This window comes from Wohlfahrtiimonas sp. XWW7 (assembly GCF_056716055.1).
Genome location: NZ_CP168032.1, coordinates 673,197 through 695,540, shown reverse-complemented (window position 1 = coordinate 695,540; position 22,344 = coordinate 673,197). Strand labels below are relative to the sequence as shown.

Annotated in this window: 18 protein-coding genes, 1 tRNA gene and 2 riboswitches; of the genes, 9 read left to right on the top strand and 10 right to left on the bottom strand. The window is 37.1% G+C overall.

Annotated elements, in window-relative coordinates; all coding sequences use genetic code 11:
* Window positions 1-111 precede the first annotated feature (111 nt).
* From argF to ACA100_RS03305, 6 genes are all read left to right on the top strand, one after another.
* A complete protein-coding gene (gene argF, locus ACA100_RS03330; protein WP_481078587.1) occupies window positions 112-1,116 on the top strand; it encodes an ornithine carbamoyltransferase in 1,005 nt (334 codons plus the stop codon).
* Between the two features lie 71 nt (window positions 1,117-1,187).
* Window positions 1,188-1,889, top strand: a complete 702-nt coding sequence (locus tag ACA100_RS03325; protein WP_481078586.1) for a peptidylprolyl isomerase — start codon at window positions 1,188-1,190, stop codon at window positions 1,887-1,889.
* 28 nt (window positions 1,890-1,917) lie between these two features.
* On the top strand, window positions 1,918-2,415 hold the full coding sequence (locus tag ACA100_RS03320; RefSeq protein ID WP_481078585.1) for a peptidylprolyl isomerase: 498 nt from the start codon (window positions 1,918-1,920) through the stop codon (window positions 2,413-2,415).
* A 16-nt stretch (window positions 2,416-2,431) separates the two neighbouring features.
* Entirely contained in the window at window positions 2,432-3,184 is a 753-nt protein-coding gene (locus tag ACA100_RS03315) for a UDP-2,3-diacylglucosamine diphosphatase (RefSeq protein ID WP_481078584.1), read from the top strand.
* Between the two features lie 48 nt (window positions 3,185-3,232).
* The gene (gene nfsB, locus ACA100_RS03310; protein ID WP_481078583.1) at window positions 3,233-3,877 is read left to right on the top strand and encodes an oxygen-insensitive NAD(P)H nitroreductase; all 645 of its coding nucleotides are present in this window, start codon (window positions 3,233-3,235) and stop codon (window positions 3,875-3,877) included.
* A 136-nt stretch (window positions 3,878-4,013) separates the two neighbouring features.
* The gene (locus tag ACA100_RS03305; RefSeq protein ID WP_481078582.1) at window positions 4,014-4,682 is read left to right on the top strand and encodes a hypothetical protein; all 669 of its coding nucleotides are present in this window, start codon (window positions 4,014-4,016) and stop codon (window positions 4,680-4,682) included.
* A 66-nt stretch (window positions 4,683-4,748) separates the two neighbouring features.
* Here the strand turns inward: ACA100_RS03305 and ACA100_RS03300 are convergent, their stop codons facing one another.
* From ACA100_RS03300 to ACA100_RS03285, 4 genes are all read right to left on the bottom strand, one after another.
* Window positions 4,749-5,765: a PTS sugar transporter subunit IIC gene (locus ACA100_RS03300; RefSeq protein WP_481078581.1), complete on the bottom strand. Its 1,017-nt coding sequence runs from the start codon at window positions 5,763-5,765 to the stop codon at window positions 4,749-4,751.
* A gap of 24 nt (window positions 5,766-5,789) precedes the next feature.
* Window positions 5,790-6,842 (bottom strand): mechanosensitive ion channel family protein, encoded by a 1,053-nt coding sequence (locus ACA100_RS03295; protein WP_481078580.1) that lies wholly within the window; start codon window positions 6,840-6,842, stop codon window positions 5,790-5,792.
* A 280-nt stretch (window positions 6,843-7,122) separates the two neighbouring features.
* Entirely contained in the window at window positions 7,123-7,752 is a 630-nt protein-coding gene (locus tag ACA100_RS03290; protein WP_481078579.1) for a trimeric intracellular cation channel family protein, read from the bottom strand.
* A gap of 22 nt (window positions 7,753-7,774) precedes the next feature.
* Window positions 7,775-7,869, bottom strand: a riboswitch (glycine riboswitch).
* Window positions 7,870-7,953: riboswitch (glycine riboswitch) on the bottom strand.
* A 164-nt stretch (window positions 7,954-8,117) separates the two neighbouring features.
* Window positions 8,118-8,912, bottom strand: a complete 795-nt coding sequence (locus tag ACA100_RS03285; protein ID WP_481078578.1) for a helix-turn-helix transcriptional regulator — start codon at window positions 8,910-8,912, stop codon at window positions 8,118-8,120.
* 91 nt (window positions 8,913-9,003) lie between these two features.
* Between ACA100_RS03285 and ACA100_RS03280 the strand changes: the two genes are divergently transcribed.
* Window positions 9,004-10,413 carry an MFS transporter gene (locus ACA100_RS03280; RefSeq protein ID WP_481078577.1) on the top strand — a complete coding sequence of 470 codons (1,410 nt, stop codon included), beginning with the start codon at window positions 9,004-9,006 and terminating at the stop codon, window positions 10,411-10,413.
* Between the two features lie 53 nt (window positions 10,414-10,466).
* On the top strand, window positions 10,467-11,165 hold the full coding sequence (locus ACA100_RS03275) for a fumarylacetoacetate hydrolase family protein (protein WP_481078576.1): 699 nt from the start codon (window positions 10,467-10,469) through the stop codon (window positions 11,163-11,165).
* Window positions 11,166-11,234: 69 nt separating this feature from the next.
* On the opposite strand, the gene ACA100_RS03270 is transcribed toward ACA100_RS03275, so the two are convergent.
* The 5 genes from ACA100_RS03270 to ACA100_RS03250 form a co-directional block, all read right to left on the bottom strand.
* The gene (locus ACA100_RS03270; protein ID WP_481078575.1) at window positions 11,235-12,425 is read right to left on the bottom strand and encodes a GDSL-type esterase/lipase family protein; all 1,191 of its coding nucleotides are present in this window, start codon (window positions 12,423-12,425) and stop codon (window positions 11,235-11,237) included.
* A 366-nt stretch (window positions 12,426-12,791) separates the two neighbouring features.
* A complete protein-coding gene (locus ACA100_RS03265) occupies window positions 12,792-13,244 on the bottom strand; it encodes a type II toxin-antitoxin system death-on-curing family toxin (RefSeq protein WP_481078574.1) in 453 nt (150 codons plus the stop codon).
* 19 nt (window positions 13,245-13,263) lie between these two features.
* Window positions 13,264-14,280 (bottom strand): DNA-binding protein, encoded by a 1,017-nt coding sequence (locus ACA100_RS03260; protein WP_481078573.1) that lies wholly within the window; start codon window positions 14,278-14,280, stop codon window positions 13,264-13,266.
* 225 nt (window positions 14,281-14,505) lie between these two features.
* Window positions 14,506-14,591 (bottom strand) — tRNA-Leu (locus ACA100_RS03255).
* Between the two features lie 47 nt (window positions 14,592-14,638).
* Complete coding sequence (locus tag ACA100_RS03250; RefSeq protein WP_481078572.1) at window positions 14,639-16,279, bottom strand: amidohydrolase; 1,641 nt, start codon at window positions 16,277-16,279, stop codon at window positions 14,639-14,641.
* 135 nt (window positions 16,280-16,414) lie between these two features.
* Between ACA100_RS03250 and ACA100_RS03245 the strand changes: the two genes are divergently transcribed.
* On the top strand, window positions 16,415-17,323 hold the full coding sequence (locus ACA100_RS03245) for a DMT family transporter (RefSeq protein WP_481078571.1): 909 nt from the start codon (window positions 16,415-16,417) through the stop codon (window positions 17,321-17,323).
* 80 nt (window positions 17,324-17,403) lie between these two features.
* On the opposite strand, the gene ACA100_RS03240 is transcribed toward ACA100_RS03245, so the two are convergent.
* Window positions 17,404-22,185 (bottom strand): alpha-2-macroglobulin family protein, encoded by a 4,782-nt coding sequence (locus ACA100_RS03240; protein WP_481078570.1) that lies wholly within the window; start codon window positions 22,183-22,185, stop codon window positions 17,404-17,406.
* Window positions 22,186-22,344: the final 159 nt, after the last annotated feature.

Below are 22,344 nucleotides of genomic sequence, written 5' to 3'. Positions count from 1 at the left end.
TATTTTTTTAAAACAAAGATGACATCGCATAAAAATGCTTGAAAATCTGAAAATGGGCAGGATACTATGTAGAGATAACAACCAAATTCCAAATGTTAAAAGGATATTACTATGACTTCTCCATTGCATAATCGCCACTTGCTCACACTTTTAAATCATACGCCAGATGAGATTCGTTACCTCTTAACGCTTGCGCGCGACTTAAAAGAAGCAAAGCGAAAAAATGAAGAAGTGAAGCATCTCCTTGGTAAAAACATAGCGCTCATTTTTGAAAAAACATCTACTCGCACACGCTGTGCTTTTGAAGTAGCTGCTTATGATCAAGGTGCTCATGTAACTTATTTAGATCCTGTGAGTTCACAAGTTGGCCATAAAGAAAGCATTGCTGATACCGCTCGTGTTTTGGGTCGTTTTTATGATGCGATTGAATTTCGTGGTGCTGCCCATTCAATCGTTGAAGATTTAGCCAAATTCTCTGGCGTACCGATATTCAATGGATTAACCGATGAGTTTCATCCAACACAATCACTTGCAGATGTTTTAACCATCCAAGAGCATACAAACAAACCACTCGATAAAGTCAAACTCGCTTATGTTGGCGACTCAGATAATAATGTTGCGATCTCATTAATGATCATTGCGGCAAAATTAGGTATGACCATTCATTTTGCTGCACCTGAAGCACTTTTACCGAAAAAAGCATTAGTGGATCAATGCCAAGCAATTGCCAATGAAACAGGTAGCAATATTGTCTGTTTTACAGATGCAAAAGAAGCTGTGAAAGGTGTTGATTTCATCTATACAGATGTTTGGGTTTCTATGGGTGAAGCTAAAGAAATATGGGCTGAACGCATTAAATTATTATTCCCCTACCAAGTAAATCAGGCATTAATAGATGCAGCGGACAACCCTGAGGTTAAGTTTTTACACTGTTTACCAGCATTCCATGACAATAAAACCACAGAAGGTGCAAAATTAATGGCCGACTTCCCTGAGCTTAAAGATGGCGTTGAAGTGACAGATGAGGTCTTTGAAAGCGCGCATTCTATCGTCTTTGATCAAGCGGAAAATCGTTTACACACAATCAAAGCAGTAATGGTTTCATCCTTATCGTAAATTCAGTATCATTCAGAGCGTAAAATTGCGATAATCTTGCGCTTAATACTAAATTAATCTAGGAGTTTGTTGTGTTAAAACATCTATTGACTTGTGTTGGCATTGCCACACTTGCATTCCAAGTTTCTGTTGCGGAAACAGAAGTTGTTACTGCTGAACAATCAGAAGTCATTGCACCAATCTATGTTGAAATGACAACCAATAAGGGCAACATTACCTTAGAATTGAATCCAGAAAAAGCACCGAATACTGTCGGCAACTTCATCCAATATGTGGTAGATGGCCATTATGAAGGTTTAGTTTTTCATCGCGTCATCCCTAATTTTATGATCCAAGGCGGTGGCTGGGATAAGGATTTAGTGCAAAAGAAAACCCGTGAATCTGTCAATATTGAATCAGACAATGGTTTAAAAAATGACAAAGGCACAATTGCCATGGCAAGAACAATGGATCCAAATTCTGCAACTAGCCAATTTTTCATCAACACAGTGAATAACGACTTCCTCAACTATACAAGCGATCAAAACCCTGGCTATACAGTGTTTGGACACGTTGTTGATGGCATGGATGTTGTTGAAACAATTGAGCAAGTCAAAACAACAAGCCATGGTAGAGGACGTGATGATGTTCCCGTTGAACCTGTCATCATCGAAAAAATGTCTCTAATCGAGAAGCCTGAAGCAACTACAGAATCCGTAGAAACAGTTGAAACAACAGAAGCCGCACCTGCGGAACCTACAACTGAATCTACAACTGAATCTACAAAGAAATAGTAATCATTGAATTTTAAGGAGATACATTATGATTAAATTCCATACAAATAAAGGTACATTTGCAATCGAATTGGATTTCGATAATGCACCTAATACAGCTGCTAACTTTGAACAATATGCTAAAGATGGTTTCTTTGAAGGCACTTTGTTCCACCGTGTCATCCCAGGTTTTATGGTTCAAGGTGGTGGTTTATTGCCAGGTATGGACAACAAAATGGAAGGCCAGCGTGCACCCATTAAAAATGAAGCAAATAATGGTTTGAAAAATGTTCGTGGTTCTTTAGCAATGGCGAGAACAATGGATCCTCATTCTGCAACTAACCAATTCTTTGTCAATACAGTAGACAATGGCTTTTTAGATTTCAAAAGCGAATCACCACAAGGTTGGGGCTATGCTGTATTTGGTAAAGTTGTTGAAGGTATGGATATTATCGATGCAATCGAAAAAGTTGAAACAACTTCTCGTCGTGGCCACAGCGATGTACCTGCTGAAGACATCATCATTGAACGCGTAGAAATCGTTTAATCGAAGGATACAAACTATGCAAAGACATGAAGATCACATTGCTTATTTTATTGCTGATCTTCATCTCACATCTAGCCGCCCAGAACTGTGTGCGGCTTTTTTTGATCTTTTACCGAAAATTGCAGAAGATGCCACAGATTTATTCATCTTGGGTGACTTCTTTAATTTTTGGGTGGGTGATGACGTTCTATCGCCCTTTACGCAAAAAGTTGCAGACGAACTATCTAAAATAGCAACGCAAGGTATTAATATCTATTTTCAACATGGCAATCGTGACTTTGCTGTTGGACAAAATTATGCCAAGTTGTGCCACATGTCTTTATTACCTGAAATTTACACATTGGCATTTGCGCCAAAAATTATCGTATTGCATGGTGATCAGCTATGTTTATCAGATATAAAATATCAGCGTTATCGTAAAATCATTCGTCATCCTTTGGTGCTCAAATTTTTACACGCACTTCCAAAAACCTTTCGACTTCGCATTGCTATGCGCTTGAGAGAAGCTAGTAAAAAAGCAAAGCGTCATACATGCATCGAACATCAGCAATGTTATTGTGATGTGACAGACAGCGCCGTTGAGTCAACACTCATGGAACACAATGCAAATACAATGATTCATGGACATACGCATAAGCCTAATATCCATCAACATATCAATGGCACACGATGGGTTTTAAGCGATTGGGAAAAAACTGGCGATTACTTAAAATGGGATTCCACAAATGGCTTAACTCGCCATACATTTATCATTCCACCTGTGGAATAGTTCTCTGAATGTGCTATAAATACTGCACGATACACAAGGAGAACATACATGAATATTACTGATGTGATTAAATCCCGTAAAACGTGCAAAGCTTACGACGCATCTCGCCGTTTAACTGCTGAACAAATTGAAGACATTAAAGCATTATTACGCTTTTCACCTTCATCCGTGAATTCCCAGCCTTGGCATTATTTCATCATCGAAAGTGATTCTGCTAAAGAAAAAATCTTACCAGGCATCATGGAATTTAACCGTGCAAAAGTTTTAGATTCAACATTAACTGTGATTTTTACGGTTAAAAACTCATTGGGCGATGCTCACTCAGCATTAATCACAGAACAAGAAGATCAAGATCAACGCTTCCCTGATACAGCAAGCAAAGATGCTGTTGCTGCAGGTCGACAAAACTTCATTGGTCTTAACTCTGACAATCAAGAGCACCTAAATAAATGGTGTGAAAAACAAGCATACATCGCTTTGGGCACATTATTATTAGGCGCTGGCGCAATGGGTATTGATGCAACACCAATTGAAGGTATTTTGACAGCAGAGTTGGATAAAATCCTCGATCTACCAAGCCAAGATCTACACTCTGTCGTTGCCGTTACAATCGGCTATGCAAGCGAAGATGATTACAATGCAAAATTGCCAAAATCTCGTTTGCCAGAAGATAAGATTTTTACAACGCTGTAATCTTTGAAATTATTCAACCCAATCCTCTAATGATTGGGTTGAGATTGAAGTGTTATCATTTCGACATAACCATGCTAACCTAGATCATCATATATAAAATAATTAATGTTCGATTTATATTTAGGGAACAATAAGCATGAGAAAATCACTAATATTCGTTTCGTTATTATCATCTTTTGCATTTGCAACAGGTCCTTCCATGGTGGATGCAAGAATTCAACCTTTATCCATTAACGATCACGGCGCTCTTTTATATAAATACATCACCACAGAAAATCCAACAGGTACTCATTCTGGGCATCCTATGATTGTTGGCATTGGAATTTTCAACAATGGAGAATATACAGCGCTGACTCAAGAGATTCTAGAAATTGATCCTACTATCGATAGCTCAGAAGCGGCTTATTGGGCAAAGCGTGGGCAAAAAGAAGCATGGTTCAATCAAGCCTGTGAACTAGAAGATCTCACAGACGGTTTCACAGCATGCAATACTCAAACTCACCATAAAGATCAATGGTTCACATTGACAGAGTTTACGAACAATTACGGCATAGATCTACTCAAATCGCCTGTCATCACATTACATCCTAGCGATCTTTATGCTTCTAATCAAGATCGTGTTTATGTTGAGTATGAGTTTGCGCCTTTTGTATTGCTACAATTTAAAGCAGAATCCTGCTTCAATGATGGAATGGCAGAACTCATCGTGGCAAATACAATCATGAATGATCAAGCAAATGATCGTAACAGCATTGACCCTGTGCCGTTCGACTGTACAGTTGCCTCAGCCATTGTGCCAAAATAACACCATCATCGGCAATAAAAAAAGCGCCGCTCTAATTTGAGTCGCGCTCTCTTGATTCTCTCGTGATTAGTTTAATTTTAGTATCAAATCACCCTCTTTAATCCACAATTTTTTACGCATCCAATAGGCTAACAACAAGCTAATAGCGATCGGTAATAAGACATGAAAAACTGCCACTAATAATGTCGTTTTAATGGAAAAGCCCATCGTTTCAAATGCCATGAATTGCCCAACAAATCCGCTCGTGCCCATTCCTGCACCTGCTTTATTATTGATCATTTCAAAAAATACAATTGCAACGGGGGCTGTGATCAAGCCTGCAAATGTTGGTGGAACTAAGATCCAAGGGTTTTTAACAATATTTCCAATTTGTAACATAGAAGTACCAATGCCTTGTGCGATTGCTCCTGAGATTCCATTTTCACGATAACTAATGGCTGCGAAACCGACCATCTGAGCACTACAACCAATCACAGCAGCACCTGCTGCAACACCATCTAATCCCAGCATAAAAGATAATGCTGCACTTGAGATCGGTGCTGTTAATGCCAATCCCATCACTGTTGCTACAATCATAGACATGACAAATGGATGCTGCGTTGTCGCCCAATTAATTGTATTGCCTAAATAACTCATTAACTCATTTAACGGTACACCAACTAATGTTGCACTGAAATACCCCATCATAATCATAAAAAATGGGATCAATAAGATATCTAGTTTAGTCGTTTGATAGAGCAATTTTGCCAATTCAATCGTAACCACAACTGCAAAATAACTACCTGCAACACCTGCAATACTATTACCAAAAGCCCCCACAAACACTGCACCAAATAATAGTAATGGCGGTGCTTTTAAAGCATATGCAACTGCAACGCCAATCGCCGCGCCGACAATTTTACTATCCATCGCAAATGAACCTAGCTCTATCAGTACATCAATTGACAACTTGGTTCCGATGGTTTTAATGATTAAACCAATCAACAGTGATGAGAAAAGACCCAGTGCCATATAACTCAAAGCATCAATAAAATAACTTCGTGATGAACACATCACGCCTTTTCTCTTCAAATACTCCAACATTTACTCTCTCCATCCCAAATATGGTTATGACTGCATTCCTCCCGTTGCGACAGCATTGATCGGATTTTTATCAGATTCCACATAAAGCGTACGCGATGGAAACGCAAAATCTGCACCATGTTTATGTACAATTTCAATAATTCCGAGGTAAACATCTTGCTGTGCAGCTAACCATTCTGCCCATTTTGTAGTTTTAGTAAAGCAGTAGATCATGATATTCAGGGAAGAGTCTGCAAAATCATTGAAGTAAACCAATAATGTCTGATTTTGGTCGATTTTGATATTTTGCTCTAACATCGTTCGGATATCATTCACGATTACACCGATTTTATCAGCATCTTCGTAACGTAAGCCAATCTCCGTTTTAATGCGTCGATTAATCATACGCCCTGGATTTTCTACACTAATGGATGAAAATGCAGCATTAGGTACATATAAAGGGCGATGATCAAACGTCATAATTTTGGTTAAGCGCCAGCCCACTTCTACAACAGTGCCTTCAATTTGACGATCTGGTGAACTGATCCAATCACCAATATTAAAGGGGCGATCGAAATATAACATTACACCAGAAAAGAAATTGCTCAGGATATCTTTACCTGCCATACCAATGGCAATACCACCGATACCACCAAATGCCATTAATCCAGATAAGCTCATCCCAAAATGCTCACCAAACAAGAGAACAATCGTCATGAAAATGGCAATTTTAAACACCCTTGCAATGATCTTTGCAGATGTAGGATCACCATGCTTCTTAATTTGTGCTGTTTCTAAACGATTAATGATCTGAAATAGACGATTCATTAAGATAATCACGATCAAAATACTGGATGTCAGGTTCACCATTTTTGGCGTGATCGCTTTGATCTCAAATTCCACCAAAGCCAACATGACATATTGTGTGATGACAGCTACAATTACACACAAAATAATTGATTTAAAAATGCGTGCTGCAATACCTTTTTTCTGTTCTTTATATTTACGACCAATCACTGTGAGGATTAAATACAGCACCATGCCGATGATAATCGTGCCACTACCAATGGCATATTTCATTAATAATTCTTCTATCATAAATTACCTATTTTGAATAAATGTCCGATTCATTTTACATCTATAAATCATATTCTGTGGTGCGATGCTGACATTTATCTCAATACAATATAAAAACCATAATTAATCACGTGGTTAATTTAAAATTTTTTATAAAAATGCACAAAATTACAATATTTATCATTATAAACATTGCAATTCGTCTCAATAAAAGGTAATTATATTAGTTACAAACTAACTACATAACAATAAGAAAACACCGACTTCACTATATTGCCCCCTGAAATATCGGGGGCTTTTTTTATTTCCATTTATTCGGTGAGTAAGAAAATACAGGCAATGACCAATTCCAGTAAATTGCAGCTAAACGAATACTTAAACCCACTACAAAAGATACAGCCATATTAATATTTTCATTCACATCTAGATATTTTAAACCAAGATATAATAGCGCAACTAATAGCGAAACACTCGCATATAGTTCATGACGCAATACTTGTGGCGTACGATTACATAAAATATCACGTAAAATACCACCACCAACACCTGTCATCATTCCTGCCATAATCACAACAATCGTACTGTAGTGATATTGTGGTTCTAAATTCAATGCAACATTACAACCTATGATTGTAAATGCAATCAATCCCATCGCATCCAAGACTAAAAACATATTATTTAATTTCTGCATATAGCGCGCCACTAACATGGTGAGCAATCCTGCTGAAATGGTGAGATAAATATATGGAGGATGTTGTGTCCAAGAAATTGGATAATTGCCCAAAATAATGTCACGAATCGTACCACCGCCCAAAGCTGTTAAAAACGCGATGAGCGCCACGCCGAACATATCCATGTTTCTACGACCAGCGGCGAGCGCACCTGACATTGCCTCCGCTGTGATGGCCACAATATAAATATAGAAAAGCACAAAAACTCCTATTGAGTATTTTGCCCCTCCCTCTGTCCTTGATACCTGAGAGTTTATGCAGCTTGCGCTGTTTGCTCCTTCGGTGGAAACATTGTTTCTCTCTCCAGTTGGCACAATTAAATGATTGCAGTACATGAGCCTGAGCGTTTATGGGAGTTTGCGCCTTCGGCGGAGGTAATCTCTCTCTCCTGCAAACTGCATATTATACGAATTACCTATGTTTTGGGAAGCCCACAACAAAGAAAAATCTTTCGATAATCAGCCATTTATTAATGGTACTTTTGATTATCCTCTGGTGCTAAGTTTCGTAGGATCTGACAAACTTTGAAATCGTTCAATCGCCTTTAATTCAAAAATTACCACGATCAAACATCTTTAGGGGCATAAATGATTAGCCTCTGATGTTTCTCAGAATCAAAAATCAATGATGTATAATCATAAAGCTCTATTTCACCATTCTTATTCAATGCTCTCTGCCCTGTACAAGATTGATAAATTTCATATTGATGCCACATATTATTAAATATTGGTGATTGTCTAGAAAGTGATGCAATCATCTCTTGAACGTAAGAATTATTCTGCGATCTTGCATAATCCCTACGAAAGCTTGATAGTAATAAATAGGCATCCTTCTCCCATTCTGCTAGTAATTTTTGGTAATGCGGGTTCAAAAATAGTTGCCACAAAAAATTGCGTTCAGCTTGCGCCAACTCTGAGAATTGAAAACATTCATCCGCTTGCTGATTAAACCCTAAAATATCCCAGTGAAGATTCAAAACATAACAGAGATAATTATGGGGCAATACTGACATAATTTTCTCAATCACAGCAGGGACTTGATGCTGTGTTTCGCCTGTTGCTAACGGTGATCGCATATGCGCCAAGAGATATAAATGTTCTCTTTCAGCATTGTTGAGCTGAAACACCTTAGATAAATTATCTAAGAATTGTGTAGAAACACCAATATTTCTGCCTTGCTCTAACCAAGTATACCAAGTTAAACCAACGCCTGATAACGCAGCAACCTCTTCTCTCCTTAAGCCTGGCGTTCGCCTTCTACCTGTACGCGGAATATTAAACGATTCAGGATTTAAACTTTCCCGCTTTGTCTTTAAAAAATTGGCCAATTCTGGATTGGTTCTTTCACGTCGATTTTTCATCATATGCCTATTAGTACTAGTATAATTGACAAAATTGTACCATGTTAAAGTCAAGATTATAGTATGCTTTTTATAATAATCAGGACGTATCATGCAACCTCAACAACGCTATGCACTCCTTGCATTAATACTCGCTGGGTTCATCACCATATTTGATCTCTTTGTAGTTAACATCGCCATGGTGAGTATTCAACGCTCTTTATCCGCTAATTTAGTGGAAGTCACTTTAGTTTTAGTCATTTATGAATTAGCGTTTGGAATACTATTGATTACAGGTGGTCGCTTGGGCGATATCTATGGTCGCCGACATTTATATCAGATCGGAATGTTCTGCTTTATGATCACATCCATATTATGTGCTGTTGCCACAACACCATTAATCTTAATCATTGCGAGATTCTTTCAGGGGTTATCATCTGCCCTACTTTTCCCACAAGTTTATGCCAGTATCCGCAGTAACTTCGATGATCACCAAGCCAAAAAAGCTTTTGCTTATCTGGGGATGAGCTTAGGTTTAGCTGCAATTGCAGGGCAAGTTTTAGGTGGTTTTCTCATAGAGTGGAATATCTTCAATTTAGGCTGGCGAACCATTTTCCTCATTAATGTTCCGATTGGTATCATTGCTATCATCTGCTCTTGTCATTTACAAGATCCTCAATTAAAACAAAACCTCAGTTTAGATTTATTAGGTGTTGTAATCTCTGGATCAGGCATTTGTTTATTTTTACTCCCCATTGTTCTCTTACCTATTTGGGGATGGAATGTCCGTAGTACCATCATGTTAATGTTAGGTATTACAACCTTATATTTATTTATATTACATGAACAACATTATATGAAAATACAACGCACCCCACTTTTTAATTTAACTCTATTCAAAAACCACTCATTTATTTTAGGTGCTATCGCTATACTTTGCATCTATTCAACATCTAGCGCCTTTCCAATGAGTATTGCACTCTTTTATCAATCAGGCTTTAATCTCAATCCATTCCAAGCAGGATTATTATTCATGCCAGCAAGTGTAGGATTTGTTGCATCATCATTAATGACACCAAAATGGCAAGCACGCTATGGTAATCGTACGCTATTCATTGGAGCCCTTGCTTATACTTTCTCTTATCTCATTTTAATTCTGATGAATGCCTACTTTGCCACAAAATTATCACCTTACGCTCTCATTCCCATCATGATGATCATCGGTTTTACACAAGGGATGATTATGACGCCCGTTCTAAATTGGACCTTAAGCTTTGTACCATTACATTTAATTGGTATTGCATCAGGATTAACGGCAACCTTACAACAAATTGGCGCTGCTATCGGCGCTGCAATTGTCAGCACAATTATGCAAATATACTTACAAACCACTATGGATCATTCTATTCTGTCACAATTTCAAACTGCATTTATTCACAGCCTATTCTTTAATGTAATCATCATGCTCGTTGCTTCTATTATTATTTATCAACTAATGCACCAATCTAGTCACTCACAGTGATTTATCATCATAATTAAATGGTTTATATTAAAAGCTTCACCAAAGGAGCAATAATGACAAAACAATATATTTTTCCGCCTGCTGAGCCTGCCTCGATTCCCATCAAAGGCAGTACGCAATTTTTCCCAATTCATCGCATATTTTGTGTTGGCCGTAACTACATGGCACATGCTAAAGAAATGGGAACAACTGTGGATAAAAGCCAGCAAGAACCCTTTTATTTTTTAAAACACCCAAGCAGTTATGTACCTAATGATGCAACGATTCCTTATCCAACACGCACGCAAAATTTCCATTATGAAATGGAATTTGTGGTGGCCATCGGTAAAGCTGGAGCAAATATTTCACAAGCTGAAGCCATCAATCATATTTTTGGCTATGCATGTGGATTAGATATGACACGCCGTGATCTTCAAGCCAAAGCAAAAGATAATCGTCATCCTTGGGATATTGCAAAAGACTTTGAAAATGCCGCAGTCATTTCCGAAATTGTGCCAATTGCACAATCAGGAGAAATTACAGAAGGTACCATTGAATTAGCAGTGAATGGCGAAATTCGTCAATCTTCTAATTTGAATAATATGATCTGGAATGTGAATGAAATTATTGAGCATTTATCCACATTATATACGTTACAACCTGGGGATATTATTATGACAGGCACACCAGAAGGCGTTGGTGCAGTCAATCCTAATGATCATTTAATAGGCTCTGTCGCAGGTGCAGGTGAATTATCACTCAAAATTAGATAAGTTCAATTTCTAACTATACGAAAAGCCAATCTTCATATGGATTGGTTTTTCTTATACACAATATTTTAGTTACTTAGAAATACCCCAATATTTCAATAGAGACTTATATAACATCTCCGCACTAATTTCATAGCCTAATGATGTTAAATGAACCAGATCTTTCTCAGCCAAGCCTTCCACATACCATTTTGATATATTACAGCTGCCGCCCATTGCTTTCTGCCAATCCCAATATAAAAGGCTTTCAGAGCGAGCAACTTCCATTTGAGTTGTTTTAACCTTTTCATAGGATACTGGCACACGCTCAGCACATGAACCTTGAGCTTTGCCTTTCACCATTAAATCTGGTGGGCTTAATAATAAGATTACGGCATTAGGTAATTGTTTACGGATTCGCTTCACGCTCGATACTAGATTTTTACGATACTCTTTAACATCTAAATTTGTATCCAGTGCTTCATTCGTACCATATTCTAAAATAACTAAATCACTATTCGTCGTTTGTAATTCTGACAACCATTGTGGCGACCATTGATTCCATGAAGCCAACTGTGCATCTTTCATACCAATGGCTGAAACAATCACACCAGCTTCATCATGTTTTTGCAACCATAATCCACCCAGTTCCACCTGATTATCTGCTTTAATGGTAAATGGCATTGTGGTGACTGCATTCATTACGCGCCACTGATTCGGGGCGAGATTCAACATGCTATATGTGAGATCTGCTCGTCCATTTGCATCAATGATAGAAACTGGAACAGTCGTTTTACCTTTCACCATCAAACGAATATCCCACAAACCTTTTTCACGTTTAGCCGAATTTAATACAACTTTAATTTCCGCGCCATTACGCTTAGGTTTAGCGATATAACCACCCATTGGAAAATCTGTTTGTATGGCTGAATGACTGCTAACAACATCCCATTGATAAGCACTACGTTTGACAGCAATATCTTTTTGTTCAGTAATACCAACGGGTGTGACCCAACCTATACCAGCATTACCAAAACGATGTTGCATTAACTGACGAAAAGTCTGCGTAAAATAACCTGTAGAAGTATGTGCATCACCAAATTGGACAATACTGACAACAGTATTTTTGTCCGTCAATAATTGCTGCATTTTTGCTTTTAAAAGCTCGCTGTTTGGATTGCCATAATCAATGATCCCATAACCATGCTCTCGATTAAAAGTCTGACAACTCGCCAATATCATCGCAATCGTAATGATTCCACAGCTTCTCACTAACTTTTTCATGCATCAATTCCCACAAATACAACTAACTCATTGTAAGTCTTATATTTTACGGACTTAAAAATATATCGCCACACATCATGATCAAATAATATCCAGATTATTTTGCGAGGTATTCTACTCTGATCGTTACAGCTTTCAATATGTTATAAAAATATATTTGAAGTACTTTTAATCGCTTAATAGATGCAAAAAAGCCCGCTGTTTAGCGGGCTTTAGAGCTTTTGTTTGGTACCGAAGGAGAGATTGTAAGGGGTATTTCATATAACTCTACAGTACCAAATCCATTAATATGGCTATATTTAACGTAATTTAGAGAACAATCAAATAAGGCTTAGTTGGTACTATTTTTGAACAAAGAAATTTATTTTATAATTTTGTAATGCTACTCATCGCGTGATAGATCTTCAATTTCAATTCTTCAGAGTAATCATCTTCATATAAAATAGAGTCTATAATCTCGAATAATAGTTCTTTACTAATCACATTATCAGCGACTAGTACTGCGATATTTTCCATTTTTTGGACAAAAATATTAATAATAAAGTCATACCCATTAATTTTCAAAAAGTATGCCCCCAAGGCTAAGGATGACCTTTTATTACCATCATTAAATGCATGATTTTTATTAATTGCATACACAAGATGAGTTAATTTATCAGTCATTGAAGGATAATAGTCATCATTCTGAATATGTTCTAATGGACTTTCTAAATAACCAATATTTAAAATACCTTCTCGCCCTCCAGTATTTTGTATAATCCAATCGTGTGTCAAAATACAGTGATGAACATCAAAATAGAAAAATTGCAATTTTGTCACAACATTACCTCTCGATGAATTATCGATCTTTTAATCTTCTAAAGACATTTAATGTGTCTGGATCACTCAATTGTTCTTCTAGTGACTTACTTTTCTCTCCCAAAAATTTTTCAAAATCCATTTCTGGTACTGAGCGAATATAATCTTCCAGTTTATGATGTAAGGCGTCCCGAAAACAAAGGTCTCTACTTGCCATTTTTGTTCTAGCATCTAAAATTAAAGGTAAAAATAAAGGATGACATTCAAATTCTAAAATAATTTTTTCAGCCTCTTGCTGAGAAAGCTTCCTACCTATTCGATTTGATTCTGATTTAAATTCATGTGCTAACCCTGATTCAAAACTAGCAATTAGAGTTAAAATTTCTGAATACATCGTTTCTCTTATTTTATCTTTCGCTGCCAACTTCAGGATTTTCTTATACTCAGTAGCATTCTCATGAAAAATACTTTGGTAAATTAAATTAGTAAACCTTGCAAATTTCCATTGGTTTCCTTCTACATATTGCTCTACAGCATCTGTAAATAGTTTACGGTAATTTTCTTCTTGTAATGCTGAAAGCAAATAATTTTCATCTCGTTGATTAATATATTTTGTTTCACCACCTGTTTTTTGCATCATTACATCTATGACGATATCCAAAATTTTAGATCGTAATTCTTTAGCCTTTTCACTTTCTGTCAACAACATGCCCATATTAAGAACAGTTCTAAATGTAAATAAGCCTATTATTGATATTTTGGTACCCTCATTGATGAGGGTACCATTATCCAACTCTTTGAATTCTTTAAGACTCTTTCCTTTTAGAACTATATAACCATTATTTTTTAACTCATCTGCATGATTAGCTAAATATCGTTCAATAGTGACTTCGCTAATATCAAATAATTGCGCTACTTGTTGTTTGGTAAAAACAGTTTCACCACGATATTTAAAGCCACCTAACTCTAAATACTTCTCAGTTTGCTCCAAAACAAATTTATTATTCAAAATGTTTTGTCGCTCATGTATAGAAGAAGTTAAATCAGTTTTTGCCATTATAAAATTCCAAAATAGTATTAATTTTAAGAATAAAAGATCTATGAATTTACAAGGTTTATAAGAAAACCATCATAACTCATAATTGTATTTTGCTCTACTTAGTACATATTTGCATATTCCAACTTTATGTTTTTTTATTATTGGTAGCTAATGTATTAATACTTATTTTTCGTTATACCTAAATGTGCAAAAACCCAGTCAAAGACTGGGTTTTAATATCCGTGGTACCGAAGGAGAGACTCGAACTCTCACGCTTTTAAAGGCAGAGGATTTTGAATCCTCCGTGTCTACCATTCCACCACTCCGGCAAGTGAGGTGCTCATTTTATATTTTTTTCATGATCTGTCAAGTGTTTCTATAAAATTTTTATAGATTTTCCACCTACAAAAACTTGATTTACCTTAACTGTATGAATTTTTTTGCAATTTATTACGAATGGATTTTGATCCAATACAATAAAATCTGCAAATTTGCCTGTTTCCAATGAGCCAATATTCTTTTCCTGCCCTAACATATAAGCCGCATCTATCGTAGCTGAACGCAAAACCTCTTTAGCGGTTAATTGTCGATCATTGACATGTTGGTAATCACAATCCATCAGTTGTCTTGTTATCCCTAATTGGAAATGTGCCCATAAATCCAAATGATCAATCGGCCAATCACTGCCATATGCAACTTTCACACCAGCATCATAAAAGCGCCCTGCACATTCAAAATATGCCATGCGTTCTTCACCCAATAATGCGGTGAAGGTTGCATCTGTCTCATCACAAATTGCGCCCCATTGTAGGGATTGCGTAGCAATCACATTTAATTGGCGAAAACGCGGATAATGATCTGGCGCCGTTAATTCATTGTGCGCAAACCCAGCTCGCACTTCTAAATTTGGGAGTTTTTCTTGAGATCCTTCAATACAATCCAAAGCAAAATCAATACCCGCATCACCCACTGTGTGCATGTGAGGATGCCAGCCCAATCGATTCGTTTGGCTCAATAATTCTGTGAGCAATGCTTTGTCATAGTAACAATCACCATATTGTTCAATGCCATCTAAATGATAAGGCTTTCTCAATAATGCAGTATGTAATGGCGCTTGCAATACACCATCAATGAAGAATTTAATATGTGAGATCGTTGTGGTCGGCTGTAATGCTGTTTGTTTCTGTGAAAATTCTGCCATAAATTCTTGAGTTGCGGCAATGGCTTCAGGAATCATTGTCATCGTGGCAAATGTTTTCGCGGGAATTTCTTTCGCACCCAACACTCGTAATGTTAGTTCATTTGAGAGCGCCAAAGATCGAAATGCCCTGAATGTTACAGCATCCGCTCGTGCATCCATCACTGTTGTTACGCCTTGTTCATTCAATAAGGATTGTGCTTTTCTGGCAACTTTCAACGCATAATCCGCCGAATATCGTGTAATTTCATCAAAAGCCTGCATCGCAGGACCATCTTCTAAAACACCTTTAGCCAAAGCATCTTGTGTAATATCCACAGTTTGAAATGATCGTAAAGCTAAACCATTACACACTAATAAATGACAATCATTAGAAAACACTATGATGGGATAATCTTGTGAAATTTCATCAAGATCTGTAGATGTTAATTCGCTGCCTATTGGCAACATATCAGGCTGCATCCAACCACGCACAATGATCCATCCATCTTTATGCTCTGATATATAGCGCTCTGTATAACTGGTAATTTTTGCCAATACTTCCTGTTTGCTCAACGCTTGATGTTTTAAATCACAACTTAAAGATTGAGAAGCACCCCAAAAAGGATGAAGATGCGAATCCACCAAGCCTGGCATCACAAATTGCCCCTGCAAATTTATCAATTGCGTCGATTCATCTTGATACTGCAATACAGCTTCATCATCGCCCATTGCGACAATTGTCCCTTCTGCAATAGCCATTGCTGAATAAAAAGTATCATGTGCATCTACACTGTAGATCTTACCGTTAAAATAGATAGCATCTGCTTTAACCATCATTTCCCTCTTAAATCTCAATCATTCATGATTAAACGAGGGCTAATCATAGACAAAAACAGTGTAAATAGAAAATGTTATTCATAGAATATTCCATTTATTGAATATTTATCTTAATCTCATAGCATCGTATTTTTAATGCATTTTTCTATGAATATTCAAGCTTATCTTGGTTCTTTAGCTGTATTGGCAGCAGCTTTAATTTGGGGCACAACAGGCACAGCGGCAGCTTATGCACCTAACGTCAGTCCTTTAGCGATTGGCGCATTTGCTATGGGCTTTGGTGGATTATTACAAGCATTCATTGCCAAAAAATCTATCCAAAAATATTGGCGGGCAATATTACAACAGCGTTTTCTATTAATGGCAGGTGTATTATCTGTCGCAATTTATCCCTTAGCCTTTTATTCATCCATGCATTATGCAGGCATCACGATTGGCACAGTGATTTCCATTGGCACATCACCCATTTTCTCCGCATTATTAGAGAAATTATTTAATCATCAATCCTTATCCATTCGCTGGATGATTAGCTTTATTTTGGGAATAGTCGGCGTTGTTTTATTAACATTAAGCGAGAATCATGCGAGTAATACAGCTGACGCGGTCACTGCTTTAAATAAACCTTTGGGCATTATTTTAGGCTTAGTTGCTGGTGCAACCTACAGCACATATTCATGGGCAGCGAAACAGTTCATCAATCAAGGCTTCGATGCTAAAGCAGCAATGGGCAGTATTTTTGGTTTAGCAGCATTTATCTTAATTCCATCGCTATTTTGGACTGCACAAAACTTATTCGATGAAGTGCGTAATCTCTATGTTGTGACTTATATGGCAGCGATCCCAATGTTTCTAGGCTATATCTTGTTTGGCTATGGATTAAAAACAGTTTCTGCCAGTTATGCCACAACATTGACTCTGTTTGAACCTGTTGTTGCCGCATTTTTTGCAGCTATTTTAATTGGTGAAAAGATCGCGACACTTGGCTGGGTCGGCATTATCATGATCTTTGCATGTTTGTTGATATTATCTTCTCGGAAAAATTGAGCATCCATCCAATCAAAAACACCCCAAAGTTGTATCCAACTTTTGGGGTGCAGTTCATAACAAGTTTTTAGGTTATATTGTTATTTCTGGGCTCTAATCTTCAAAGTTTGTGGCGCCACCATTAAATTGCGCAATTCTGGAATATACATATCTTCCAAAATTGTCACAGGCATTTGGTATTCACCAGGCACTTGTGCCTCTAAAATATAAGCAAAACGATATTCCTGACCTGCTTTTAAATTAAATGCTGCAACATAACGATCAAAACGATATTCTTCATTTTCCAACACTGAACGAGTTAAATTCGTCAAATCATATTGTTCATAAAATGTATCCACATCATCTGTTAATAAGTTTGGATTCACCAAAGTGAAACCCGTTGGAATATAATCCACTAACAATGCATTCGGTAAATTTTTCTTCGACTTAATCGTTAAATACACAACAAAACGATCACCCACATCCAATGTATTGGTTGGGCCGATCCAATAACTTTTATTAAATTCTGTTTTAAAATTACGAGAATCTACAGCATGCTTTGGATAACCTGAAATCTGATATTCATAAAAAATATCTTCATTCGCACTGATGGATTGCACATCATTAATCAACATCGGTTGATTCGTTACAACATCTTTTTGCTGATCATTTAGATTTAAACTCACTTCCGATGGCTCTTTGGACACAGCTAAACCAACTTTAATCAATGCATAACGCTCTTGCGTGCTGAAATATTGCTTTTGATCCAAAGCAGACATTAAATCCATGTTCAACTGTTGTGCCAATCTACCATTGTCTAACAAACCGCGATCCGTCATTTGATTCAATACATCAATGGATAATGCCAATGCAGAAACACGCGTTTGATAAGTACCAAAACCACGTTCCCAATTGTTAAAATCGAGGTTCGCTAAATATTGCTTAGCCGTTTTTTGATCACTTAAAATCAAATTTGCACCTGCTAAGTAAACACGACTCAATGGGCTAATGGTGTAATCAAAACCTTTCATAAAGGCAATATCAGCACTGAAAATTTGACCTTCTCTTGCTAACAGCCAAATACCATAACTTAAATTATTGAGATGATATTCACTCAAATATGATGATCCACGATTAGAATGGCTCTTATAAGTTTCTGATAAACGGTTTTTCACATATTTAAAACCTTTTTCCAAACTTTCTTGTGGCACCAATGTCGGGTCTTGTTTCGCCAATTGTGCTAAAAAATCCAAAGCATAAACAGATGATGGGAAATAACTGCTGCCCGTTGACCAGAAAGCAAAACCACCATCATGGTGTTGTCGATCCAATAAACGCTTCACTGTATCACGCATCATTTCTTGTTCCCAAGCTGCGTATTCTAGCGTTGGCGTTACATCATTATTCATCTCTTGGTTTTTAACATATGCTGTATAAACCGCTTGTTTTTCCGCATTCAATAACTGGTTGGATTTGAATAACCAAGGAAATGCGCGACTTGTTGTTTGCTCTGTGCAACCATAAGGATAGCTAAATAATCCATCTGTATATGACAATACATTAATGAAAGGATGATGAGAAACAGTGAAGTTTTCAGTGAACCCTTTCGCATAGTTTTGTCGATTGGCAGGCTGTTGCCACACAGAATCTTTCGTCAATAAGTTACGCACATATTCTGTTGTCTTAACAGAAACCGCATCTGTACCAATTCGATAAGTACGTTTTGCTTGGTAATCACTCGAATCAATCGCCAATTCAACTTCTGCAAAGTTTGTAAAGGTTGGCAATGAAATTGGGATCAAACGATAAGCACCTTCGCCATCTGCTAATGGTACCGTTTCATCCAATTTCACATCAAATTGCTCGCTGGAAATGGTTACTTTTACATCATCATTTTTGCCACTCATGTTATGCAATGATAGAGATAAATTGGTTTCATCGCCCACACGCACAAATTTTGGAGTGATCACATCTGCAACGATCGGTGCACGAATCGTCATTTGCTGATCAAATTCACCCACGCGCTCTTTCGAGAATACTTTCACTACAACTTTTGCTTCACCATTAAAATCAGGCAGATCAAAAGCGACTTCTCCTCGACCTTTATCATCCAAAGCAATCAACGAGCTCATTAATGACACAGTTTTCATTTCTGTCATATTATCAGCAGATGCTTCTTCGCCTTGAACTTCACCATCGCCACCAAATTTTGGCACCAACATCGAATAAGCACCACGTTTGAATAAACGATTATAATAATCAATGATGTCGATCTGATATTTACGGTGCTTAAAGAAGGCATCAAAAATTGATTCACTTTCCATAGGAATCATATTCAAAATGCCTTGATCCGTTACACTCACTGTTGCATAAAGCTGCTCATTTTTAGCAACATTTGGCACTTCAATTTTCACAGTAGTTTTACGATCAGGTAATGCGATCGCATCGAATGATAATTTTGGTTCTAATTTACGATCCAAACGATTCAAATGAATTGGAATTAAACCCAAAGAACGAACCACTTCATCTTGCTTAGTTTTGGATAAGAGTAAACCTGATAAATATAAATCGTGACGATTCCAATGTTTTTCCATCGGAATGGAAACATTATTTTTACCTTGTTTCACTTCTAAGTTTTTAGAATATAAAAGATCAGAACCTTCCATCATCAACGTTAAATTACCTGCAAAAGGTGCATCGATTGTTAATTTTATGGTTTCGCCCGTTGTATATGTAGCTTTATCAGTTGTTAATGCCAAAGCATTAGGTTTAACGGCGGGCAATTGTCCTGATGAAGTATTGCGCCATGCTGCACTGAACGGATATTGCGTCACCATGCCAGAAGCCAAATCTTCCACTTCTAAAATATAGTTGCCCCAACTATTTGGCGACATTGAATATTCCACAGCATCACGGCTCGTTTTAATCACTTTTTGTTCACGAATTTGATATTTATAATTCTCATGGCAATCCCAACCAGAATTTGGATTATAAACCCAAGTACAAGCATCATCTTTATAACGAAGTGTTAACTTTAACTCGGCATTGCCTAAATTGCCCGCCATATTTGCTGTAAAAATTTCAAAACTAGCTTCAGAACCGTAGCTTAAATCATCTTTGCCAAACATTGGACGAATTACTGGTACTGGCTGCGTTGGCCAAAAACTCGTTTTAAAACTACGCGAGATGCCACTTGTGCCACTGTCGAGCACTGTCACATCACCTTTTAATCCTAATACAGCAGAAATATTCTTCGCCAATGGCCCTTCTAAGCCCAAATATAAAGGATGCTCTGCATGACCTTCCGCATTCAATTGCTGATCATATTTGATTTCATCAGGGATAAATTCTGATGGAAAAGATGTTTTACCCACATACCAATCTTTGTGAGCCGCAAAAGGTGTACGATTCACCGTCAATTTACCTTGAACGGTATAATCGTTATTTTTTGCAGGCGCACCAAATAGATAACGGCTATCCACTTTCAGATCAATAGAATCCTTCATATCATAGTTATCTTTCACACCTGATAATGTTAATTCCATTCGTTCTGGCATAAACTCTTCAATGAACAGAGGAAGCTCACCATTTGGCTTAGCAGATGTTGCATCTGTTCGCGCTTCTACACGCCAGCGACCAGTTTTATCATCCGCATTTGTATATAAATATGTGCTATAAAAACCATCCGTTGTCGCTTCTAATGTATTTTCGTACACAACTTTATTTTCAGGGTTGATCAATTTAATGTTAATCGGCTGTTGAGGTAAAACCTTACCATCTTGATCGCGCAACACAATATTCACAGGCACAGATTCACCTGGGCGATACAATTCTCGGTTACTGTAAACATACGCAACTTGATCACTGTAAACTTTACCATCCACGGCAAAATCATTGAGATCTAGGGCGATTTCCTTCAATGGCAAGATCGAAACTTCATTGCCATATTTTGCGACGACAATATCATCACGTGACAATTTCTGTTGGATTTCACAAATGCCATAATCAAACATACAGAGATCTTCTGTAATCTTCACTTGTCCTTTCTCATTGCGCCAAACTTCAACCACAGCACCATCAACAGGTTTCCCTGATGTAAAATAATTGCCCACAATCACAGTTTTATTGGGGTACAAACGTGCATGCAATCCCATATCTGTGATGAATAAAATTCGAGTATCTAATGTGCGCTCAATCTGTCCTGAGGGGCTCACTGTTACAATATAAGCACCTGATTGAATGTTCTTATCCACAGGAACATTGTGGAAAGATTTCGTTTCACGTGGAACATTATTGGGAATTTTATAACGGAAAATACCTTCTGGCGTCATTTCCTTCACAGCACGATTCAAATCCCAACGATCAATGTTCGAGCCAATATAATATTGATCTAAAAATCTCGGCAAATTATCAATTTTAAAAAATTCAATATCGACTTCATCTGTACCAATCATCTCTAATGGTAATGTGCCCTGATTCAATGGCATCACGGGGCCACGACCAACGATCTTCACCGCTTCAGAATCCTTACCAAGATAAATATATTCACTGTAAGAATTATTATTACGATCTTTAAACTCGCCTGAACTGATGTGATAATCACCTGCACCTACAGGATAATAAGATAATCGATAACCATCTTTGCTTAAGTGCCATTTGCCTTTTGTATATGGTTTTCTGACCCAATCATCATAATCATATTGATCAATTTTAAATAAGTTCTGTAATTGATCCGTTTTAAAGACTTGTGGAGATTCAAAAAATACAGTGATCGTCTCTTGATCATTGAATTTTGCGAGATTAATTGATTCCACTTGAGCATAAGCAAACATGGGGAGCATGGATAACGAAGCTGCAAGCAAAGATTTTCTAAAAGTTATCATTAGTATCTTCCTAATCGCATTTTATAAAATACTCTCATTATCTCATAAAGTTTCATCATCATTATGCAATTCAATAATAAGCATTATTTATATCAAATAATTCAACCAAAAATCTATGATATTAATATTTAACAAAATATTTTATAACACAAGATAATT